General features: G+C 48.7%; 19 protein-coding genes. 15 read left to right on the forward strand and 4 right to left on the reverse strand.

The window, feature by feature from the left end; genetic code table 11:
- Positions 1–247 precede the first annotated feature (247 nt).
- On the forward strand, positions 248–796 hold the full coding sequence (gene hutZ, locus ACQY6F_RS05350) for a heme utilization protein HutZ (RefSeq protein WP_428772754.1): 549 nt from the start codon (positions 248–250) through the stop codon (positions 794–796).
- Between the two features lie 87 nt (positions 797–883).
- The gene (locus ACQY6F_RS05355) at positions 884–1,123 is read left to right on the forward strand and encodes a DUF2789 domain-containing protein (protein ID WP_428772755.1); all 240 of its coding nucleotides are present in this window, start codon (positions 884–886) and stop codon (positions 1,121–1,123) included.
- Between the two features lie 96 nt (positions 1,124–1,219).
- Here the strand turns inward: ACQY6F_RS05355 and ACQY6F_RS05360 are convergent, their stop codons facing one another.
- A complete protein-coding gene (locus tag ACQY6F_RS05360) occupies positions 1,220–2,563 on the reverse strand; it encodes a sigma-54-dependent transcriptional regulator (RefSeq protein WP_428772757.1) in 1,344 nt (447 codons plus the stop codon).
- Positions 2,563–4,353, reverse strand: coding sequence for a sensor histidine kinase (locus ACQY6F_RS05365; RefSeq protein WP_428772758.1), 1,791 nt, complete (start codon positions 4,351–4,353; stop codon positions 2,563–2,565). Before ACQY6F_RS05365 ends, ACQY6F_RS05360 begins: the two co-directional genes overlap by 1 nt.
- A 488-nt stretch (positions 4,354–4,841) precedes the next feature.
- Between ACQY6F_RS05365 and tig the strand changes: the two genes are divergently transcribed.
- The 13 genes from tig to pyrF all read left to right on the forward strand — a co-directional run bounded on the left by tig (position 4,842) and on the right by pyrF (position 19,152).
- Positions 4,842–6,143, forward strand: a complete 1,302-nt coding sequence (gene tig, locus ACQY6F_RS05370) for a trigger factor (RefSeq protein WP_428772759.1) — start codon at positions 4,842–4,844, stop codon at positions 6,141–6,143.
- A 103-nt stretch (positions 6,144–6,246) separates the two neighbouring features.
- Positions 6,247–6,873: an ATP-dependent Clp endopeptidase proteolytic subunit ClpP gene (gene clpP / locus ACQY6F_RS05375; protein WP_428772760.1), complete on the forward strand. Its 627-nt coding sequence runs from the start codon at positions 6,247–6,249 to the stop codon at positions 6,871–6,873.
- Positions 6,874–6,955: 82 nt separating this feature from the next.
- Complete coding sequence (clpX, locus tag ACQY6F_RS05380; protein ID WP_428772761.1) at positions 6,956–8,239, forward strand: ATP-dependent protease ATP-binding subunit ClpX; 1,284 nt, start codon at positions 6,956–6,958, stop codon at positions 8,237–8,239.
- A gap of 116 nt (positions 8,240–8,355) precedes the next feature.
- Positions 8,356–10,716, forward strand: coding sequence for an endopeptidase La (gene lon / locus ACQY6F_RS05385; RefSeq protein WP_428772762.1), 2,361 nt, complete (start codon positions 8,356–8,358; stop codon positions 10,714–10,716).
- A gap of 183 nt (positions 10,717–10,899) precedes the next feature.
- Entirely contained in the window at positions 10,900–11,172 is a 273-nt protein-coding gene (locus ACQY6F_RS05390; RefSeq protein ID WP_428772763.1) for an HU family DNA-binding protein, read from the forward strand.
- A 175-nt stretch (positions 11,173–11,347) separates the two neighbouring features.
- On the forward strand, positions 11,348–13,207 hold the full coding sequence (gene ppiD, locus ACQY6F_RS05395; protein WP_428772764.1) for a peptidylprolyl isomerase: 1,860 nt from the start codon (positions 11,348–11,350) through the stop codon (positions 13,205–13,207).
- Between the two features lie 134 nt (positions 13,208–13,341).
- On the forward strand, positions 13,342–13,638 hold the full coding sequence (locus ACQY6F_RS05400; RefSeq protein WP_428772765.1) for a ComEA family DNA-binding protein: 297 nt from the start codon (positions 13,342–13,344) through the stop codon (positions 13,636–13,638).
- Positions 13,639–13,797: 159 nt separating this feature from the next.
- Positions 13,798–14,478, forward strand: coding sequence for a (d)CMP kinase (gene cmk, locus ACQY6F_RS05405; RefSeq protein WP_428772767.1), 681 nt, complete (start codon positions 13,798–13,800; stop codon positions 14,476–14,478).
- A gap of 110 nt (positions 14,479–14,588) precedes the next feature.
- Entirely contained in the window at positions 14,589–16,259 is a 1,671-nt protein-coding gene (gene rpsA / locus ACQY6F_RS05410; protein WP_428772768.1) for a 30S ribosomal protein S1, read from the forward strand.
- 223 nt (positions 16,260–16,482) lie between these two features.
- Positions 16,483–16,767, forward strand: a complete 285-nt coding sequence (gene ihfB, locus ACQY6F_RS05415; protein ID WP_428772770.1) for an integration host factor subunit beta — start codon at positions 16,483–16,485, stop codon at positions 16,765–16,767.
- Positions 16,768–16,904: 137 nt separating this feature from the next.
- Positions 16,905–17,174 carry a LapA family protein gene (locus tag ACQY6F_RS05420; RefSeq protein ID WP_428772772.1) on the forward strand — a complete coding sequence of 90 codons (270 nt, stop codon included), beginning with the start codon at positions 16,905–16,907 and terminating at the stop codon, positions 17,172–17,174.
- Between the two features lie 27 nt (positions 17,175–17,201).
- Positions 17,202–18,371 (forward strand): lipopolysaccharide assembly protein LapB, encoded by a 1,170-nt coding sequence (gene lapB, locus ACQY6F_RS05425; RefSeq protein WP_428772773.1) that lies wholly within the window; start codon positions 17,202–17,204, stop codon positions 18,369–18,371.
- An 82-nt stretch (positions 18,372–18,453) separates the two neighbouring features.
- Positions 18,454–19,152 (forward strand): orotidine-5'-phosphate decarboxylase, encoded by a 699-nt coding sequence (gene pyrF, locus ACQY6F_RS05430; protein WP_428772775.1) that lies wholly within the window; start codon positions 18,454–18,456, stop codon positions 19,150–19,152.
- Between the two features lie 33 nt (positions 19,153–19,185).
- On the opposite strand, the gene miaE is transcribed toward pyrF, so the two are convergent.
- A complete protein-coding gene (gene miaE, locus ACQY6F_RS05435) occupies positions 19,186–19,965 on the reverse strand; it encodes a tRNA isopentenyl-2-thiomethyl-A-37 hydroxylase MiaE (protein ID WP_428772776.1) in 780 nt (259 codons plus the stop codon).
- A gap of 63 nt (positions 19,966–20,028) precedes the next feature.
- Positions 20,029–20,747 (reverse strand): DNA repair protein (locus ACQY6F_RS05440; RefSeq protein WP_428772777.1); only part of this gene is annotated, 719 nt, incomplete at its 5' end.

A 20,747-nucleotide genomic window follows, 5' to 3' on the forward strand; every position in this document is an offset into this window, starting at 1 on the left:
TGCCATGGGTGGCGGTCATGTTCCTGTTCCTGATCATAGTCACTTATGTGCCTTGGGTTTCGACCTGGCTGCCGACTACCCTGATGGGGCCGGAAATCATCACCAAGTAACGAAAACCCGGCGCCAGCCGGGTTTTTTATCGCCGTCAGACTACAATAGCCAGAGATGCCCTTTACCGGTGTAACAGCAATGTGTTGGTGATTCGGTATTGGCAAAATAGGAGTTTGCAGAGCAGGAGTGAATTATTGTGGCTAAGGACATTTCGATTAAAAAGGCGGAGGACGATAAACGTCAGCAGCGTTTGCAATCCCGCCTGACCAAAGAAGTGTGTGACTTTCGCGATGCCAGACAGACATTGCATCTGGCTACCACCGATGCGAGCGGCAAACCCAATGCCAGCTATGCGCCATTCGCATTTGACCACAGAGGCTATTACATTCTGGTCAGCGATCTGGCGGTTCATGGCCGCAACCTGAAACATTGCTGTGAGGTCTCGATCATGATGATTGAGGATGAATCTGACTCCAGGCAAATCCATGCCCGCAAACGTCTGACATTTGATACGCAAGCGGAATTAATCTCCCGAGACAGCAATCAGTGGCAGCAAGGTTTGAACGCTCTGAGACAGCGGTTTGGCGATATCATCGACAACCTCAGCCAGCTTGGGGACTTTCACCTCTACCGGCTGGTGCCTGAATCAGGGCGTTACGTTAAAGGATTCGGCCAGGCATTTGAGGTGGCCGGTGCTGACCTGCTTGAATTCATTCCTATGACGGAAGGCCACATTAAGCAGTAATCCAATCAACAAGCGGTTTGGCCTCAGCACACACCCTGTACCTTGTTCTATAGTTAGGGAGTGATGACTCACAGCGGAGAACAGCATATGGAACTTCATCAACATTCAATTCCTGATCTGTTTGATCAACTCGGATTGGGCAGCAGCGACCGGGAGATCAGGGAATTTGTTAAACAACACAGCGACATAAACCGTAATCAGCCGCTACATGAAGCCAATTTCTGGTCCGCATCCCAGGCCAATTTTCTCCGCCAGGCGCTGGAAGAAGATGCCGACTGGGCGGAAGTGGTGGATCAGCTTGATGCTATGCTGCGTGGTGGGAAATAAGTTGCGTGGTGGGAAATAGCGTTAGAAGCGCAACAACAGTTCACTCGTAGTACCAGGCCAGTTGGCTGGCCTGGGTTAAGCGTGGTTTGTCGTCCGCTAATCTGACTTGTAGTTATTTTTGTCCAAGCCGTAACGCTGCATCTTGTCATAAAGGGTTTTGCGCGCCAGTTGCAGCTGCTGCATGGTATCTTTAATTCGTCCCCCACAGGCAATCAAGGTCTGTTCAATCAGGCTTTTCTCAAATTCTGCCACTTGGTCAGTCAGGCTTTGCATTAATGATGGCGCAACCGGGCTTTCTCCCAACTGCGCCAGCTTGCCCAGCAGCACAAACCGTTCCGCAGCATTGCGTAATTCCCGGACGTTGCCGGGCCAGTCGTGGCTTATTAACTGCTGCAGGTCCTGGTTTGAAATTGCCGGAGCGGTCTTGCCGTAGCGTGATGCGGCCACCAGTAAAAAATGGTGAAACAGGGCGGCAATGTCTTCTTTGCGCTGCCGAAGTGGCGGCAGCTCCAGAGTTACCACATTAAGCCGATAGTATAAATCCTGGCGGAATGTGCCTTCTGCGGCAGCCTGTTTTAAATCCACTTTGGTCGCGGCGATCACCCGGATATCGAGCGGTAGCAGCTGATTGGAACCGACCCGTTCTATCGCGCGCTCCTGCAGCACCCGCAGCAGCCGGATTTGCGCTTGCATCGGCATTGATTCAATTTCATCCAGAAACAGGGTGCCACCGTTAGCAAACTCAAATTTGCCTACCCGCAGGCTCTCTGCGCCGGTAAACGCGCCTTTTTCATGGCCATACAGCTCACTTTCGATCAGGTTTTCCGGTACAGCACCACAGTTGACGGCGACAAAATTCTTTTCCCGGCGCGGGCTCTGTTCGTGCAGAGAGCGGGCGACCAGCTCCTTACCGGTGCCGGTTTCGCCAAACAGCAAAATGTCGGCATCGGTATCGGCAATGTGGCTGATGGTATCGCGCAGGGTTTCAATACAAGGAGTATTACCGATGATTCGCGGCCCGAGCGCCTGGCTGGCTTTGAGACTGCGTTTTAGTTCCTGGTTTTCCAGCATTAACTGGCGTTTTTCCAGCGCACGCTTGACTGTGTCGATCAGTCGGTCAGTGGCAAACGGCTTTTCGATAAAATCGTAGGCGCCGTTGTGCATGGCGGTCACCGCCATGGAAATATCACCATGACCGGTGATCAGGATCACCGGCACGTCGCTGTCCTGATGCACGACAGAGGCGAGCAGGTTTTCTCCCGACAGGCCGGGCAGGCAGATATCGGTCACCACGACCTTGGGCATACCGCCCTGCTTGATCGCCAGTAATGCATCTTCGGCGCAGGCAAAAAACTGTGCTGAGATATCTTCTAATTCAAAACTTTGCTCGATGGCGAGACGAATATCGCTTTCATCATCGACAAAATATACGTCGTACATTAGGACTCCTGTTGCGCCAGCGGCAATATAACGCTGAAACGGGCGCCGCCCAGAGGCGAGCTATCGACGGACAGCTGGCCGTTCATCGCGGCGATAATCTGCTGGGAGATGGACATGCCAAGCCCGAGGCCGTTTTTCTTGGTCGTGTAAAATGGCTCAAACAATTTTTCCTTTTTCTCACCACTAATACCGGGACCGTTGTCATCAATATGAATAATGACCTGATTATTGCCCGGTACCTGAGCAATCTGAATCATTCTGGGCTGTTCCTGGTCAGAAAGTGCCTGGATGGCGTTGGCAATAATGTTGATCAATACCTGCTCCAGCCGGATAGGGTTGACCAAGACTTTGACCGGATGGCTAAAGGGCGCCAGTTCCAGGTGAACTTGCTTGGACTTTAACTGCGGCGCCAGCAGTTCCAGGGTGGAATGAACAATCGATTCCAGAGATGTTTCGACCTGGTCATCCTGATCAGATTTGCGGCTGAAAGATTTCAGCTGTTCACTGATTTTGGCCATTCGATCGGTCAGGTTGGATATGCGTTCCAGGTTCTCATCGACTCGGTGATATTGCTGCTTAGTCAGGAACCGCCGCCCGTTATCGGCAAAACTTCTAATGGCCGCCAATGGATTGTTGAGCTCATGACTGATACTGGCCGACATCTGGCCCAGCACCGCCAGTTTCGCTGCCTGAATCAGCTCATCCTGTGTCTGACGCAGCGCTTCTTCAGCACGGATTCGCTCATCGATCTCGATGTGCAGCTCGGCGGTGCGCTCCATGACCAGAAACTCCAGTTTCTGTTTCGCCTCGGCCTGCAACTGTTCAAACTGGCGCTGCCGTTGTTGCCTGGAATGAACCAGCAGCGTGCCGAGGTAGATCACCACAAAGACCAGGGCCAATACCAGCACGAAACCAAACACCGGCCAAAACACTTCACTTTTCGGTGTCAGTACCCGAATGGTCAGCGATAACGCACTGAGGCGGCGGGATGAGGTGATGTAGTCGCCCTGGATCCAACCCCGGTGCGGGTTGACCAGTTCCGTGACCGGTTGGTCGACCTCTCCGCGCAATCCGAGGGAACGAATTGGCGTATTGAGATACTGACGGCTGTTAAAGATTGCCAGCCGCTCGGCTTCGGACAGGGTGGTCAGGCTCTTAAACAGCCAGTCAGGGTTGCTGGACATAAACACGACATTGTGGTCGTCGGTTGCGACGAAATAGCTCGACTGGCTGGTCCAGTTAGCTTCAATCGCCGACAGATCCATTTTGACCACAATAACGCCGAGCACTTCCGCGGCATAGATTACCGGATAAGAGTAGTAGTAACCCCGCTGGCCAGACGTCGAACCGAGTGCAAAATACTGGCTGCTTTTCCCCTCTAATGCCTCATAGAAATAGGGGCGCCAGGAGAAATTACGTCCGACAAAGGAGCGACCAATGTTCCAATTACTGGCTGCAATGGTGGTTCCGGTGAGGTCAAGCAGATAGGTATCGGCGGCCTGAATGGTTTGATTTACCTGTTCCAGGTAGCGGTTGGTGATATCGAGTTGGGCACTGTTATCGGGTAACAGCAGGGCACTGACGACCTCGCGATCTTTGGCCAGAAGTCGAGGCAGGTGGGCGTATTTGTCCAGTTTCGATTCGATATGACCGGCAAAACGATCGAGCTGAGCCTGGTGTTCAGTTAATAGCTGGTCGTATTGGTAATTCCACATCAAATGCGACCCTGCCGCCACCAACACAACATAAACCAGCAACAGATAGAGACTTATCCGTCGAATACGCAACATAGAGCACTCCTAATTCCCTATACAGATTAAAGGCTTTGTTACTTAAGTGTTGAATTTGATGGAGAATCCATGCAGAAAACCGGAGTTAGATCGCCTTTTTGTCTATCCGCTAAATTTTTCCCGGATCTTGCTTGAAAAGTCGCGGTTTGGCCCCATTTACTGGATTGATATTTTATTGTTGTTCGAAAATGGAGCAATCAAGAGCGATTTTAGGATATTGCGCATGCTAACTAGGTGATTGGCTCGACAGCGGGTGATCTGGCCGTTAGAATGCTGCGTCTAAAATATTGTCCTGAGACTAATAGGGGATACCTTTGGCTAATTGAACCGCTAAAGATATCACTGATTAGTCCGATGTCTGGGTAAGCTCAGGTATCGAAGCTCGATTAAACAGGTGCTCTTAGAGTACGAAACATAAATGCAGCCGTTACCAATCGCGCGGCTCATTTCGCTCAGTATCCCTGAGCCAGTTTTGAGGTTATTAAATAATGCAAGTTACTGTTGAAACGCTAGAAGGCCTAGAGCGCCGTCTGAACATTACCGTTCCTGCTGCTAACATCGAAGACGCTGTTACTGCAGAACTACGCAACATCGCTAAAAACCGTCGTTTCGATGGTTTCCGTAAAGGTAAAGTGCCACTGAAAATGGTTGCACAGATGTACGGCAAAGCAGTTCGTCAAGACGTTCTGGGCGAAGTTATGCAACGTCACTTCATCGAAGCGATCGTTAAAGAAAAAATCAACCCAGCGGGCGCTCCTACTTTCGAACCTGTAACCAACAACGAAGGTGAAGACCTGGTATTCGCTGCGACTTTCGAAGTTTACCCAGAAGTTGAACTGAAAGGTCTGGAAAGTATCACAGTTGAAAAACCTGTGACTGAAGTTAAAGATGCAGACGTTGAAGAAATGATCGAAACTCTGCGCAAGCAACAAGCGACTTGGGCTGAAGTTGAAGAAGCTGCGGAAGAAGGCAAACGTGCCGTGATCGATTTCGTTGGTTCTATCGATGGTGAAGAATTCGAAGGCGGTAAAGCTGAAAACTTCCCTCTGGAAATGGGCGCTGGCCGCATGATTCCTGGCTTCGAAGACGGTATCGCAGGTAAAACTGCTGGTATGGAATTCGAAATTGACGTAACTTTCCCAGAAGATTACCACGCAGAAAACCTGAAAGGTAAAGCGGCGAAATTCGCTATCAAGCTGAACAAAGTTGAAGCGCGCGAACTGCCAGAACTGAACGACGAATTCGTTGCTAAGTTCGGTGTGGCTGAAGGCGGCATTGACGCACTGAAAGCTGAAGTTCGTAAGAACATGGAACGCGAACTGAAGCAAGCAGTGAAAAACCGCATCAAAGAGCAAGCGCTTGACGGTCTGGTAAAAGAGAACGACATCGACGTTCCATCTGCACTGGTTGACCAAGAAATCGAAGTGCTGCGTCAACAGGCTGCTCAACGCTTTGGCGGTAACCCAGAAGCGGCGGCACAACTGCCACGTGAACTGTTTGAAGAGCAAGCTAAGCGCCGCGTAGTCGTTGGCCTACTGTTAGGTGAAGTGATCAAGTCTGAAGAGCTGAAAGCAGACGAAGACAAAGTGAAAGCACTGATCGAAGAGATGGCGACCGCTTACGAAGATCCTTCAGAAGTTATCGCGTACTACGAGCAAAACGAGCAAATGATGGACAACATGCGCAACGTTGCTCTGGAAGAACAAGCGATCGACGCTATTATTGCTAAAGCACAGGTTACTGAAAAAGAAGTTGGCTTCAACGAGCTGATGAACCAGCCTGCTGCTTAATGATCTGAGTAGTGCAGAAGGTTGACTTGTCGTTAATTATTCTGCTAACAATGGTCCGTTTGATAATATTCATCCGGGCCATTTATTTTAGGGACATAACAATATGAGCTACCAAGATAAAAACGCAATGTCACCGATTCTCGATGCACTGGTACCCATGGTGGTGGAGCAAACCTCTCGGGGTGAGCGATCGTACGATATCTATTCTCGTCTTCTGAAAGAACGTGTCATTTTCTTAACTGGTCAAGTGGAAGACCACATGGCAAACCTTGTCGTGGCTCAGCTGCTTTTCCTGGAGTCGGAAAACCCTGACAAGGATATCTTCCTCTACATTAACTCTCCTGGTGGTAGTGTAACGGCGGGTATGTCCATTTATGACACCATGCAGTTCATTAAACCGAATGTCAGCACTGTATGTATGGGACAAGCGTGCTCTATGGGTGCTTTCCTGCTCGCAGGTGGAGCCCAGGGTAAACGTTATGTTCTGCCGAACTCTCGCGTCATGATTCACCAGCCTCTGGGCGGTTTCCAGGGCCAGGCGTCTGATATTCAAATCCATGCGCAAGAAATTCTGTCTATCAAACACAAACTGAACACCCTGCTGGCGGAGCACACTGGCCAACCGATGGAAGTGATCGAACGTGACACCGATCGTGATAACTTTATGTCGGCGGAGCAGGCAGTGGAATACGGTTTGGTGGATGCAGTATTAAGCCAGCGCAGCCTGTAATGGCGCGGAAATTGTTTAGCGCAATTCGGTTTAATTTGATATACACTCAAATCATAAAGAGTAAAGGCTAAGAGGTTAGCGAATGACAGATAAAAGCAAAGAGAGTGGTAGCAGCAAGCTGTTGTATTGCTCTTTCTGTGGCAAAAGCCAGCACGAAGTTCGCAAGCTAATCGCCGGCCCTTCCGTATACATCTGTGACGAATGTGTTGACCTGTGTAACGACATTATTCGCGAAGAGATTAAAGATGTTCTGCCGAAAAAGCAGTCTGAGGCGTTGCCTACGCCAAAGGAAATTCGTGAACATCTGGACGACTATGTTATTGGCCAAGATTACGCTAAGAAAGTGCTAGCGGTTGCAGTGTATAACCACTACAAGCGTTTACGTAACGGTGATACAACGAGTGATGGAGTTGAACTCGGCAAAAGCAATATTTTGCTGATCGGTCCTACCGGCAGCGGTAAAACCTTGCTGGCAGAAACTCTGGCTCGATTCTTAGATGTACCATTTACCATGGCGGATGCAACGACCCTGACCGAAGCTGGTTATGTGGGTGAAGATGTCGAGAACATCATCCAGAAACTGTTGCAGAAATGCGATTACGACGTTGCAAAAGCTGAACGTGGTATTGTTTACATCGATGAGATTGACAAGATCTCACGTAAGGCGGAAAACCCGTCTATCACCCGTGACGTTTCCGGGGAAGGCGTTCAGCAGGCGCTGCTGAAACTGGTTGAAGGCACGGTTGCTTCAGTTCCACCTCAAGGTGGTCGTAAGCACCCACAACAGGAATTCCTGCAAGTTGATACCTCTAAGATCTTGTTCATCTGTGGCGGTGCTTTCGCCGGATTAGACAAGGTTATTGAGCAGCGTGTTGCTACAGGTACCGGTATTGGTTTTGCGGCTGAAGTCCGTTCTAAGGACGAAGCTAAGTCTCTCAGCGACTTGTTCAAACAGGTTGAGCCGGAAGATTTGGTTAAATACGGCCTGATCCCTGAGTTTATTGGTCGTCTTCCTGTGACTACCACCCTGACAGAGTTGGACGAAGAAGCGCTGATTCAAATCCTGCGTGAGCCGAAAAACGCGCTGACTAAGCAGTATGCCGCTCTGTTTGAACTGGAAAATGTTGATCTGGAATTCCGTGACGACGCCCTGCGCGCAATTGCCAACAAAGCAATGGAGCGTAAAACCGGTGCTCGTGGTCTGCGGTCGATTCTGGAAAGCGTATTGCTTGAGACCATGTACGAACTGCCATCCAGCAGCGATGTCAGCAAGGTCGTGATCGACGAATCGGTGATTAACGGAGAGTCAGAACCACTGCTGATTTACAGCAATTCTGATAACCAGGCCGCCGGCGCCGAGTCTTAAATTCGACATTTCTAATCAAGGAGGTATTCATTACCTCCTTTTTTTTATTCTTTCATTGAATCCAACCAATTAGCCCCCATATACTGCTCATAAGACTAAGCGGAAGAGAGATGAATATGAACTTGGAACGTTCCGAACGTATCGAGATCCCCGTACTGCCTCTACGAGATGTAGTAGTTTACCCGCACATGGTAATTCCTTTGTTTGTTGGCCGTGAAAAGTCAATTGCCTGCCTGGAAGCAGCAATGGACAACAACAAGCAAGTACTGTTAGTGGCACAAAAACAGGCTGAAACCGATGAGCCTTCAAAAGATGACCTTTACCAGGTCGGGACAGTTGCCACCATTCTGCAACTTCTGAAGTTGCCCGACGGCACAGTGAAAGTACTGGTCGAAGGCCAACAACGTGCCAAAATTCATCAGTTTATCGAAGACGAGTATTTTGTGGCTGACACTGAATACTTGCAGACGCCGGTTCTGGATGAACGCGAACAAGAGGTGATTGTCCGTAGTGCGATCAACCAGTTTGAAGGCTTCATCAAGCTCAACAAAAAAATTCCACCCGAAGTACTGACTTCGCTTAACGGTATTGATGAGGCTGCCCGTCTGGCGGATACCATCGCAGCCCATATGCCACTTAAATTGGTAGATAAGCAAAAAGTACTGGAAATTCTGGATGTTACTGAGCGTCTGGAGTTTTTGATGGGCCAGATGGAATCTGAAATTGACCTGCTGCAAGTGGAAAAACGTATCCGCGGCCGGGTGAAGAAACAGATGGAAAAATCTCAGCGTGAGTACTATCTGAATGAGCAAATGAAAGCGATTCAGAAAGAACTCGGCGAGATGGATGACGCTCCGGATGAATTCGAGACGCTGAAAAAGAAAATCGAAGAGTCGAAAATGCCACAAGAGGCTCGGGAGAAAACCGAGCAAGAACTGCAGAAGCTGAAAATGATGTCGCCGATGTCTGCTGAGGCAACGGTGGTACGCAGCTACATCGACTGGATGGTCAGTGTGCCATGGGCGAAGCGCTCTAAGGTGAAGAAAAACCTGGCTAAAGCGGAAGAGATCCTTAATGAAGATCACTACGGTCTGGAGCGGGTTAAAGAGCGTATCCTGGAATATTTGGCGGTACAAAACCGTATCAATAAGCTGAAAGGACCTATCCTGTGTCTGGTTGGGCCTCCAGGGGTTGGTAAGACCTCTCTGGGGCGTTCTATTGCTGCGGCAACAGGGCGTAAGTATGTGCGGATGGCATTAGGTGGCGTACGCGACGAAGCAGAAATCCGTGGTCACCGCCGGACATATATCGGTTCCCTGCCGGGTAAACTGATCCAGAAAATGTCTAAAGTTGGTGTTAGAAACCCGCTGTTCTTGCTCGATGAAATAGACAAAATGTCGTCAGATATGCGTGGCGATCCCGCTTCGGCGCTGCTGGAAGTGCTGGACCCGGAACAGAATAACACCTTTAACGACCACTACCTGGAAGTAGACTACGATCTGTCGGATGTGATGTTTGTTGCGACCTCGAACTCAATGAACATCCCTGGCCCGTTGCTGGACCGGATGGAAGTGATTCGCCTGTCAGGTTACACCGAAGATGAGAAACTTAATATCGCCAAGCGACACCTGGTTGATAAACAGTTGAAGCGCAACGGACTGAAATCCGGCGAGCTGACGATTGAAGATTCGGGCATTATCGGCATTATTCGCTACTACACCCGAGAAGCTGGTGTGCGTGGCCTGGAGCGAGAGATTTCCAAGATCTGTCGCAAGGCGGTGAAAAACATCCTGCTGGACAGTGACGTGAAGTCAGTCACCGTCAATATGGATAACCTGAAAGAGTATCTGGGCGTACAACGCTTTGATTATGGCCGTGCTGATGAGAATAATCGCATCGGCCAGGTAACGGGTCTGGCATGGACGGAAGTCGGCGGTGACCTGCTCACCATCGAAACTGAAGCGATGCCAGGAAAAGGTAAGCTGACCCAAACCGGTTCTCTTGGCGACGTAATGCAGGAATCGATTCAGGCCGCGATGACCGTGGTCCGAACCCGTGCCGAGAAACTGGGTATCAACAGCGACTTTTACGAAAAACGCGATATCCACGTCCACGTACCGGAAGGTGCCACGCCGAAAGATGGTCCAAGCGCCGGTATTGCGATGTGCACCGCGCTAGTTTCCAGTTTAACGGGGAACCCGGTGAAAGCGGACGTTGCTATGACCGGTGAAATTACCCTGCGTGGTGAAGTTCTGCCCATTGGCGGGTTAAAAGAAAAACTGCTGGCAGCCCATCGCGGTGGTATCAAAACCGTGCTGATTCCGAAGGACAATGAACGAGATCTGGAAGAAATTCCTGAGAACGTGATCGCAGATTTGCAGATTATTCCGGTTCAGTGGATTGATGAAGTGTTGAACGTTGCTCTGGAAAGATCGCCCTCAGGGTTTGATTTTGAAGAGAAAAAGAGTGATGTGTAGCAAAAATCATTAAAAGAGTACGCTGATAAGTCCAAAAAGGCTTGTCAGCGTTTTTTTTGGGCGCTAACTTTACCGACTATAGCTCCAAGCCTTGTTATATAAGGCTCGAGCTAGATTGAGAAACGTAAATGGAACGAATAACCGCCTTAATAACAATAACTGGCGGTATAAAGGGGAATCACAGTGAATAAAACACAATTAGTAGAAAAAATCGCAGAGAGCGCAGATATCTCAAAAGCGTCTGCTGGCCGTGCACTTGATGCGTTCATCGAAGCAGTTGGTGACACTTTACAATCTGGCGACCAAGTGGCGCTGGTAGGCTTTGGTACTTTCAGCGTGCGCACTCGTGCAGCTCGTACCGGTCGTAACCCAAAAACTGGTGAAGAGATTCAAATTGCTGAAGCTAACGTACCAGCTTTCAAACCAGGTAAAGCGCTTAAAGAAGCTTGTAACTAAGCCTGGATCTGTTTTTTAACAGAAATCAATCGAACCTTTTTAAATTATGCGCATCTTACTGGTGCGCATTTCTTTTTCTGATATCATCGCGCTATTGGTTTTAAGAGTTTAGGTAGTTGCTACTCTGTCATTGACATTTGAAGGTATGCTGCCGTTTCCGGAGAGTAAATTAAGTATGATGGAGCGATTACGCGAAGGCGCTAACAGCATCGCGATCAAAATTATTCTGGGACTTATCATCCTGTCTTTCGTATTTGCCGGTATTGGTAGCTACCTGGTTGGTGGTGGCAATAACGCAGCGGCAAAAGTCGGTGGTGCTGAAATCAGCCTGGCCGAATTCGAGCAAGCTTATCAAAATGAACGTAGTCGTATGCAGTCTCAGTTGGGAGAGTATTTTTCCAACCTGTTGGCTGATCCGAATTACGTTGAAACATTCCGTAAATCCGTACTGGACCGCATGATCAACGACCTGCTGTTAGAACAGCATGCGGAGTCACTGGGTTTCCGCGTCAGTGATGCCCAGGTGCGTAAACTGATTTTAGAGATGCCTCAGTTCCAGAGTGATGGCAAATTTGACCAGGAAATTTACCAGTCCGCTCTGCGTCGTGCCGGATTCAATGCCGAGAGCTTTGCGGAATACCTGCGCCGTGACTTGGTCAAAAACCAGCTGATCAACGGTGTTCAGGGAAGCGACTTTTCGCTGCAGGGGGAAGTGCTTGCGCACAGCAAGCTGGTGAGTCAGAAGCGAGACATTCGTAAACTGACGCTGTCCACCCAAGAACTGGCTAAGACTATCGAGCTGACCGATCAGGATATTGAACAGTATTATCAGCAAAACCCCGCGCGTTTCACTCGTCCAGAGCAGGTCAAGGTCGCGTACCTGCAACTGTCTGCTGAAGCACTGAAAGACACTATCGAGATCAGTGATGAACAAGCGAAGGCGTACTATCAGGAACACCTGGACAAGTACTCCACCGCCGAGCAACGCAGTGTGAGCCATATCCTGATTGAGGGTGATGATGAAGACAAAGCCCAGGCTATTTTGGATGAACTGAATGCAGGCGCTGATTTTGCCAAGCTGGCAGAAGAGAAGTCAGATGACTTTGGTAGTGCTTCACAGGGCGGTTCACTAGGCTGGATTGAACGTAATGTTATGGATCCAACTTTTGAAGAAGCGGCATTTGGTCTGGCGAAAGTCGGTGACATCAGCGGTCTGGTTAAGTCAGATTTCGGCTACCACATCATCAAACTGGACGAGGTTAAACAACCTGAGTCGCAGCCTTATGAACAGGTAGTAGCGGAGATCAAACAAGAGCTGGCTAACCAGCAAGCGGTCGACAAGTTCTATGAACTACAAAGTGAACTGGAACGTACCGCATTTGAATTCCCTGACTCCCTGACCGATGCAGCGCAGGCAACCGGCCAGAAAGTAGAAACGACCGATTTCGTCTCTCAAGCGGATGCGCCTCAACTGTTGCAGACTCCGGCGATTATGCAGGCAATCCTGAGCCCGGAAGTGAAAGACGAAGGTCTGAACTCGGAAGTATTGGAAGTAGCACCTGAGCATGTTGTCGTGGTTCGGGTAACCGATCACCGCGAAGAACAGGTATTGCCGCTTGAGGAAGTGCGTGATCAGGCGGTTAGCCAGCTAACTCAACTGAAAGCTGAACAGAAGGGTCTGACTCTGGCAAAAGAACTGGTTGCTGGTCTGCAAGAGGGTAACCAACAGTTGCTGAAAGATAACGATCTGTCGTTTGGTGATGTTGAAACTATTGACCGTAGTTCAGCGCTGGCTGACACTGTGTTTAGCTTAACCAAGCCAGCCAATGACAAGCCGGTTTATGCGGAAGCCAAAGAACTCAATGGCGATATCGTCGTGATTGAGCTGGTGAAAGTCAGTGAAGAAGCCGATGGCGAAGTCAACAAGCAAGTTGCGCAGCAACTAGACCAGTTAAATGCTCAGCAGGATATCTCCGGATTACTGAGTATTCTGCGCAGTAACAGCGACATCGAATATTACGCTGTGAGTCAGTAGTCTGCTCTGATGTAATTGATGTATTTATAACAACGGGTTGCTCAGGCAACCCGTTTTGTTTTGCGGATAATCTGCTGGTATGCCACTCCAATCTCACTAGGCTAAGTCGTCTCTCAACTGAAAAAGGAAAGACGATGAAACTGATCACTTGTTTACTACCCCTTATGCTGACGCTGACTCCGGCTACCCTGCTGGCTGCAGACTCAACAACGACTGAGCAATTGGCTGGCATTGAAATCACGGTAAACATAAATAACGCCTCAGCGGATGAACTCGCCACTTTGTTGAAAGGAGTAGGGCAATCCAAGGCACAGGCCATAGTCGACTATCGCAACGACAATGGTGAATTTGAAACGATTGATGATCTTGCAAAAGTCAAAGGGATTGGCAATGCAACCGTAGACAAAAACCGTAGTCGCATCAAATTGTAAACTGATCTGAACGGTGTCGGAAAGTCAGTTCGACACCGTTATTTTCTTTGCGTTATACCTAAACGCGACTGGCACCTATGCCTCAATATGATTATAATTCTCCGCCGTCAATGATCCTTGGTGGCCAACTAAGGGTCACTCACTAACCTGGAGTAAATCATGTCCTCTCACACACCGGTTATTACCGTTGATGGACCAAGCGGTGCAGGTAAAGGCACCCTTTGTATGCAATTGGCCGAGCGATTGCAGTTTCACCTGCTGGATTCAGGCGCCATTTACCGGGTGCTGGCATTAGCCGCGATGCACCATGGTGTCGAACTTGAGTCAGAAGACGCACTAGTGCCACTGGCTACTCATCTGGATGTACAGTTTATTGCCGACGGAGATCTGGTTCGGGTTATCCTGGAAGGGGAAGACGTATCCAAGGAGCTGCGCAAAGAAGAAACCGGCATGGCGGCATCTAAGGTCGCAGCATTACCAAGAGTGAGAGAAGCTTTACTGCGCAGACAGCGTGCATTTGCCAAGGGGCAGGGATTGGTGGCGGATGGCCGGGATATGGGCACGGTTGTGTTTCCGAACGCCGAAGCAAAAATCTTTCTGGATGCCAGTGCTGAAGAAAGGGCGCATAGGCGCCTTAACCAGTTGCAACAGAAGGGCTTAAGTGTTAAATTTGACCACCTTTTGAGCGAGATCCAAGAGCGGGATGACCGGGACCGTAATCGACCCGTCGCGCCATTGCGCCCTGCGGAGGATGCGCTCGTGCTGGATTCTACGTCTATGTCGATAGATCAGGTCGTAGAAAAAGCACTGCAATACATCGAATCTAAACTAGCAGAGTAAGGTATACTTTGTTAGATATGGACGTTGATCGCACGGATGATGATCAGCGAAGTTAATAACCCCACGCGGTAGGATACCCGTGGTAGTTTAATTTATTGAAGATTAATTAAATGACTGAATCTTTTGCTCAACTCTTTGAAGAGTTTCTAAACGAAACTGAATTCCAACAAGGCACTATCGTTAAAGGTACTGTAGTAGCGATCGAGAACGGCTTCGTTCTTGTTGATGCTGGCCTTAAGTCTGAATCTGCTATCCCTGCTGAACAATTCAAGAACGCTGCTGGCGAACTTGAAGTTGAAGTTGGTTCAGAAGTAGACGTAGCGCTTGACGCTGTTGAAGATGGTTTCGGTGAAACTCAACTTTCTCGTGAGAAAGCTAAGCGTCACGAAGCTTGGATCGTTCTGGAGAAAGCTTACGAAGAAGCTGAAACTGTTGTTGGTATCATCAACGGTAAAGTTAAAGGCGGTTTCACTGTTGAACTGAACGGTATCCGTGCTTTCCTTCCTGGCTCTCTGGTAGACGTACGTCCTATCCGTGACACTGCTCACCTGGAAAACAAAGAGCTAGAGTTCAAAGTTATCAAGCTAGACCAGAAACGCAACAACGTTGTAGTTTCTCGCCGCGCAGTTATCGAATCTGAAAACAGTGTTGAGCGTGATGAACTGCTTGAAACTCTGCAAGAAGGTAGCGAAGTTAAAGGTATCGTTAAGAACCTGACTGACTACGGTGCGTTCGTAGACCTGGGTGGTGTTGACGGTCTTCTGCACATCACTGATATGGCATGGAAACGCGTTAAGCACCCATCTGAGATCGTTAACGTTGGTGACGAAATCCAAGTTAAAGTTCTTAAGTTCGACCGTGAGCGTACTCGCGTATCACTAGGTCTGAAACAGCTGGGTGAAGATCCATGGGTAGCTATCGCTAAGCGTTACCCAGAAGGTCACAAGCTGTCTGGTCGTGTTACTAACCTGACTGACTACGGCTGCTTCGTAGAAATCGAAGAAGGCGTTGAAGGTCTGGTACACGTTTCAGAAATGGATTGGACTAACAAGAACATCCACCCATCTAAAGTTGTTAATGTTGGCGACGAAGTTGAGGTTATGGTTCTTGAAATCGACGAAGAGCGTCGTCGTATCTCTCTAGGTCTGAAACAGTGTAAAGCTAACCCATGGCAGTCATTCGCTGAAGCACAAGCTAAAGGCGACAAAGTTACTGGTAAGATCAAGTCTATCACTGACTTCGGTATCTTCATCGGTCTGGACGGCGGCATCGACGGTCTGGTTCACCTGTCTGACATCTCTTGGAATGTTCCAGGTGAAGAAGCAGTACGTGAGTACAAGAAAGGTGACGAAATCTCTGCAGTTGTTCTTGCAGTAGATGCAGAGCGTGAGCGCATTTCTCTGGGCGTTAAGCAAATGGAAAATGACCCATTCAACGCTTACGTTGCAGACAACAAGAAAGGCACTCTGGTTAACGGTACTGTAACTGCAGTAGACGCGAAAGGCGCAACTGTTGAGCTGATTGACGGCGTAGAAGGTTACATCCGTGCTTCTGAAGTATCACGTGACCGTGTTGAAGACGCTTCTCTGATCCTGAGCGTTGGTGACAGCGTTGAAGCTAAGTTCACCGGTGTAGACCGTAAGAACCGAGTAATCAACCTGTCTATCAAAGCGAAAGACGAAGCTGAAGAACAAGAAGCTATGGCTTCACTGAACAAGCAAGAAGAAGGCGCGTTCGGTAATGCAATGGCAGACGCGTTCAAAGCTGCTAAAGGTGAGTAATTCACTTTCTTGAAGCAAAAAAGGAGCCGAAAGGCTCCTTTTTTATTGTCTCTTTTCTGTCTCGCCGCATCGTTTATTTTTTAGCCTGCTTCAACTTGCAACATTTTATCCGCATTTTGATTAAGCATCTTGACGTTTTTATGACTAGAATAGTTAGCAAGTGTTTGTTGGAATTGATATTAGTTACTATAATAAGCGTGAAATCTACTCAAAGAGGTTGACTATGACTAAGTCTGAATTGATTGAACGACTCTGTGCAGAGCAAACTCATCTTTCAGCAAAAGAGATCGAAGATGCTGTGAAAGACATTCTGGAACACATGGCTTCGACGCTAGAAAGTGGTGACAGAATAGAAATCCGGGGCTTTGGCAGTTTTTCGCTTCATTACCGCGAACCTCGGACTGGTCGTAATCCGAAAACCGGTGAGCGTGTGGAGCTGGAAGGTAAATATGTACCGCACTTTAAGCCAGGTAAAGAGTTGCGAGAACGTGTGAATATAATTCAATAATATTCTCAGTGAATTGCAAAAGCGGCAGCCGGTTAGGTTTGCCGCTTTTTTATCACCCGTTTCGACCAGTAAAGCATGGTTTGTTTAGTGTTTTTACTGCATAATCTTAGCTGCTGAACTCTGATAAGGTGAACATTATGAAAATTATAAAAATCGTTGTTGTCCTCGCCCTTTTCCTGGTTGCATTAGCGCTGGGATCTCAGAACCAAGCCGTCGTGACATTTAACTATCTGCTGGCGAAAGGCGAGTTTCACCTGTCCACTTTGCTTGGCGTTGTGTTTGCAGTCGGATTCGCTATTGCCTGGGCTATTTTTGGCAGTTTGCATCTTAAATCTGAGTTAAAAGCCAGAAGATTAAACAAAAAACTTAAGAAACTGTCAGGTACACAATCAGGAGCAGAAAACTAAGCCGCTAGGGATTAAGGTCGTTTATTGATGCTCGAAATACTCTTCCTGCTGCTGCCCATTGCTGCCGCCTATGGCTGGTATATGGGTAACCGAAGTGCCCAGCAGGATAAGCAAAAGCAGTCCAATCAGATTTCCCGTCAGTATGTGACAGGTCTTAACCTGCTATTATCTGACCAGTCAGATAAAGCTGTTGACCACTTCATTGAGTTGCTGCAAGTCGACAACGATACTATCGATACCCACCTCGCACTGGGTAACCTTTTCCGATCCCGTGGTGAAGTGGATCGTGCCATCCGCATCCACCAGAATCTTATCTCCCGTCCGGGTCTGACCATAGAGCAAAAAAATATTGCGCTGCAGCAGCTGGCTAAAGATTACATGGTATCCGGCTTTCTGGACCGGGCGGAAAAAATCTTTGAACAGCTAGTTGATGAACCAGACCACCGTGAAGCCGCTCTGCAGCAACTGGTGGCCATTTACCAGCAAACCAGTGAGTGGGCTAAAGCGATAGATTGCGCGGCAAAACTGGTCAAACTTGGCCGTAAGCGTATGCGGGCAAACATCGCTCACTTCTGGTGTGAACTGGCGATGCAGAATAAAGCCGAGGGCAAAACCAACAAAGCGATTCAGTATTTCAAACGGGCGCTATCTGAAGACCCTAAATGTGTTCGCGCCAGCATTGCCCTGGGTAAGCTCTGTCTTGAAACGGAAGATTACCAACTGACCATACATTACCTCGAGCAGGTACTGGATCAGGACATCGACTTTGTCTGTGAGGTACTGCCGACATTGGCAGAATGCTACCACCATCTTGGACAAGAAGGTAAATTGCTTGAATTTCTGCGGCTCTGTATTGCCAATAAAGCCGGAGTATCGGCAGAACTGATGCTGGCACAGTTGGTCGCTCATCACGAAGGCGCAGCATCGGCGCAGGTATTGTTAACCCGCCAACTGGTGAAAAACCCGACGATGAAAGGCTTCTATCGCCTGATGGATTACCATTTGGCAGAAGCTGAGGAAGGGCGGGCAAAAGACAGCCTCGCTACATTGCAAAAGTTAGTTGGTGAGCAATTAAAGGTAAAACCCCATTATCGATGTCGAAAATGCGGCTTTTCCACTCACTCGCTCTATTGGCATTGTCCTTCGTGTAAAGGATGGGGTACGATCAAGCCCATCCGAGGACTGGATGGCGAGTAGTTTCGCCAGCAGTAAGTATTTCGATGCAGCACTCAGGTGCTGCTTTTTTTGAGTAAAACTCAACATTTAATGAGGAGCTAAAATGATTGACCAAAAAGTGATTGTTGCACTGGACTATGATAACCAAGCCGATGCATTAGCTTTTGTCGATAGAATTGATCCCAGCTCTTGCCGTCTCAAAGTGGGTAAAGAGATGTTTACTCTGTTTGGCCCAGACTTCGTAAAAGCTCTTCATGCCAGAGACTTTTCAGTGTTTCTTGACCTGAAATTTCACGACATTCCCAATACCTGTTCCAAAGCGGTACGGGCTGCTGCTGAGCTAGGAGTATGGATGGTCAACGTTCACGCCAGCGGTGGTGAGCGGATGATGGTTGCTTCAAGAGAGATTCTGGAGCCGTACGGCAGCGATCGCCCGTTACTGATCGGCGTTACCGTGCTGACCAGCATGGAGCAGGCTGACCTGGCAGGAATCGGTCTCAATATTGAACCTCAGCAACAGGTGATGCGTTTGGCTACTCTGACCAAAAATGCCGGACTGGATGGTGTGGTCTGTTCTGCTCAGGAAGCGCCAATGTTGAAATCGGCGTTGGGCCAGGAGTTTAAACTGGTTACTCCGGGTATTCGTCCGGCCGGTGCTGCGGTTGGCGACCAGAAGCGAATCATGACTCCGGTCGATGCAGTTGCCGCCGGTTCTGACTATTTAGTCATCGGTCGCCCAATCACTCAGGCGGCCGACCCGGCTGCGGTACTGGCAGAAATCAACGGCCAGCTAGCCAGTTAAATCTTGCCGACACATAAGTGCCCGTCAGGGCACTTATGAATTTAATTCTGGCACTCCGGAATGGAATTTAAAGTCCGGATCTGCAGTTGAGATCAGCTCTGCTTCTACCTGGCCGAAATACTGTACGCGGTCGCTGATATCCTGGCCGGCAATCTGTTCGGCTAACGTCAGATAATCCTGGTAGTGGCGAGCTTCAGAGCGCAGTAGCGATACGTAAAACTTGGCGATATCTTCATCCATAAAGGGAGCCAAGCGGGCAAACCGCTCGCAAGAACGCGCTTCAATATAGGCTCCGATGATCAGTTTATCCACCAGAGTTTGTGGTTCATAGGTCGCCATTTTTGTTAACAGCCCTTTCGCATAACGGCCTGCCGGAACGTTCTCATAGGCGATGCCACGTTTGTGCATAATCTCCAGCACCTGATAGAAGTGGTGTAGCTCTTCTTTTATCAGCAATACCATCTTATCGATGAGATCCTGGCTATAGGGTGAATCGGCTTTCGCGGTGATCGCTTTGGTTGCATTACTTTTGCCTTTTAGACTCTCCAGGCTACCAACACCTCGATAAGCGAAATCTTCGTACGGTTTAAACCAGTCAAGCAGGTTTGCGGCACTGGACTGGTCGACTGCATACTTGCGGATCAGGTACATAGCCGACTGACCAGCTTTTAACTCACACAGCAGGTGGTCTATCAGAACCACTTTCAGGTTGCAGGGTTTTTTCGCCTCTTGCAGCCAGGCGTCCGGAGTTTCACAGTGGAGAAACTGATTGATAGGGGCTAACAGGGCTTGATAGGGGTTTAAATCTAACATAGGACTACTAGGGAATAAAAAAGGCCGCACTGGCGACCTTAAATGGCTATCGGAAGCAGTATATTACCACTTTTTCTTCTCACCAAAGAGTGCATTCATATCATCATCACGTTCGCGGTCTTCCAGATCTTGTAAATCCTGGGCATTTTGATTCTGACGGCGCTGTTCCAGTTCATCGTACATAGCGTTCAATTTTTCACTGGCTTTCAATGAGTAAGGATCGGTTTTGGAGCTCAGTGCATCGATACCTTTTTTCAGCAGCTGGACGGCAGTACCGGGTTGGCCGCGCACGATGGCGTCGTTGGCACGTTTAATCACATTTTCTATATTGATGCGAATCTGAATTGTCTCCAACCGGGCGTTTTCTACCACATAGTACTGGGTTTCAAACCGGCCCTTGTTGTGCTCACTGCGAATGGTGTCGCGCAGGCGTTTGACCAGTTTGAGCATCAGCAGGGCTTGTTTATCCGTGCTGGGAGATTTGAATGTGTTGGACTCGGAGCCGGTATAATTCTCCTGGACTTGCTGGATTTGACCCTTCATATTCTCGATACGTTGTGCCAGCTGTTTATTTTTCGGGTCTAAATCAAACATATTTTGCAGGGCATCCAAAATACGGTTGTTCAGGCACAACAGCAGTTCTTTACTGAACGGTACGTGATGCGCATTGCCAATCAGTTCTTCAGTTGCATCGATGATTGCCAGATAACGTGCGCTTTCTTGCTTCTTGGTTGCTTCTACTTTGACTTTGTACTGAAGCATAATGTTATAGCCAAGGACTA

It is taken from the genome of Vibrio sp., from assembly GCF_050299255.1.
In the GTDB taxonomy this organism is placed as follows: Bacteria; Pseudomonadota; Gammaproteobacteria; order Enterobacterales; family Vibrionaceae; genus Vibrio.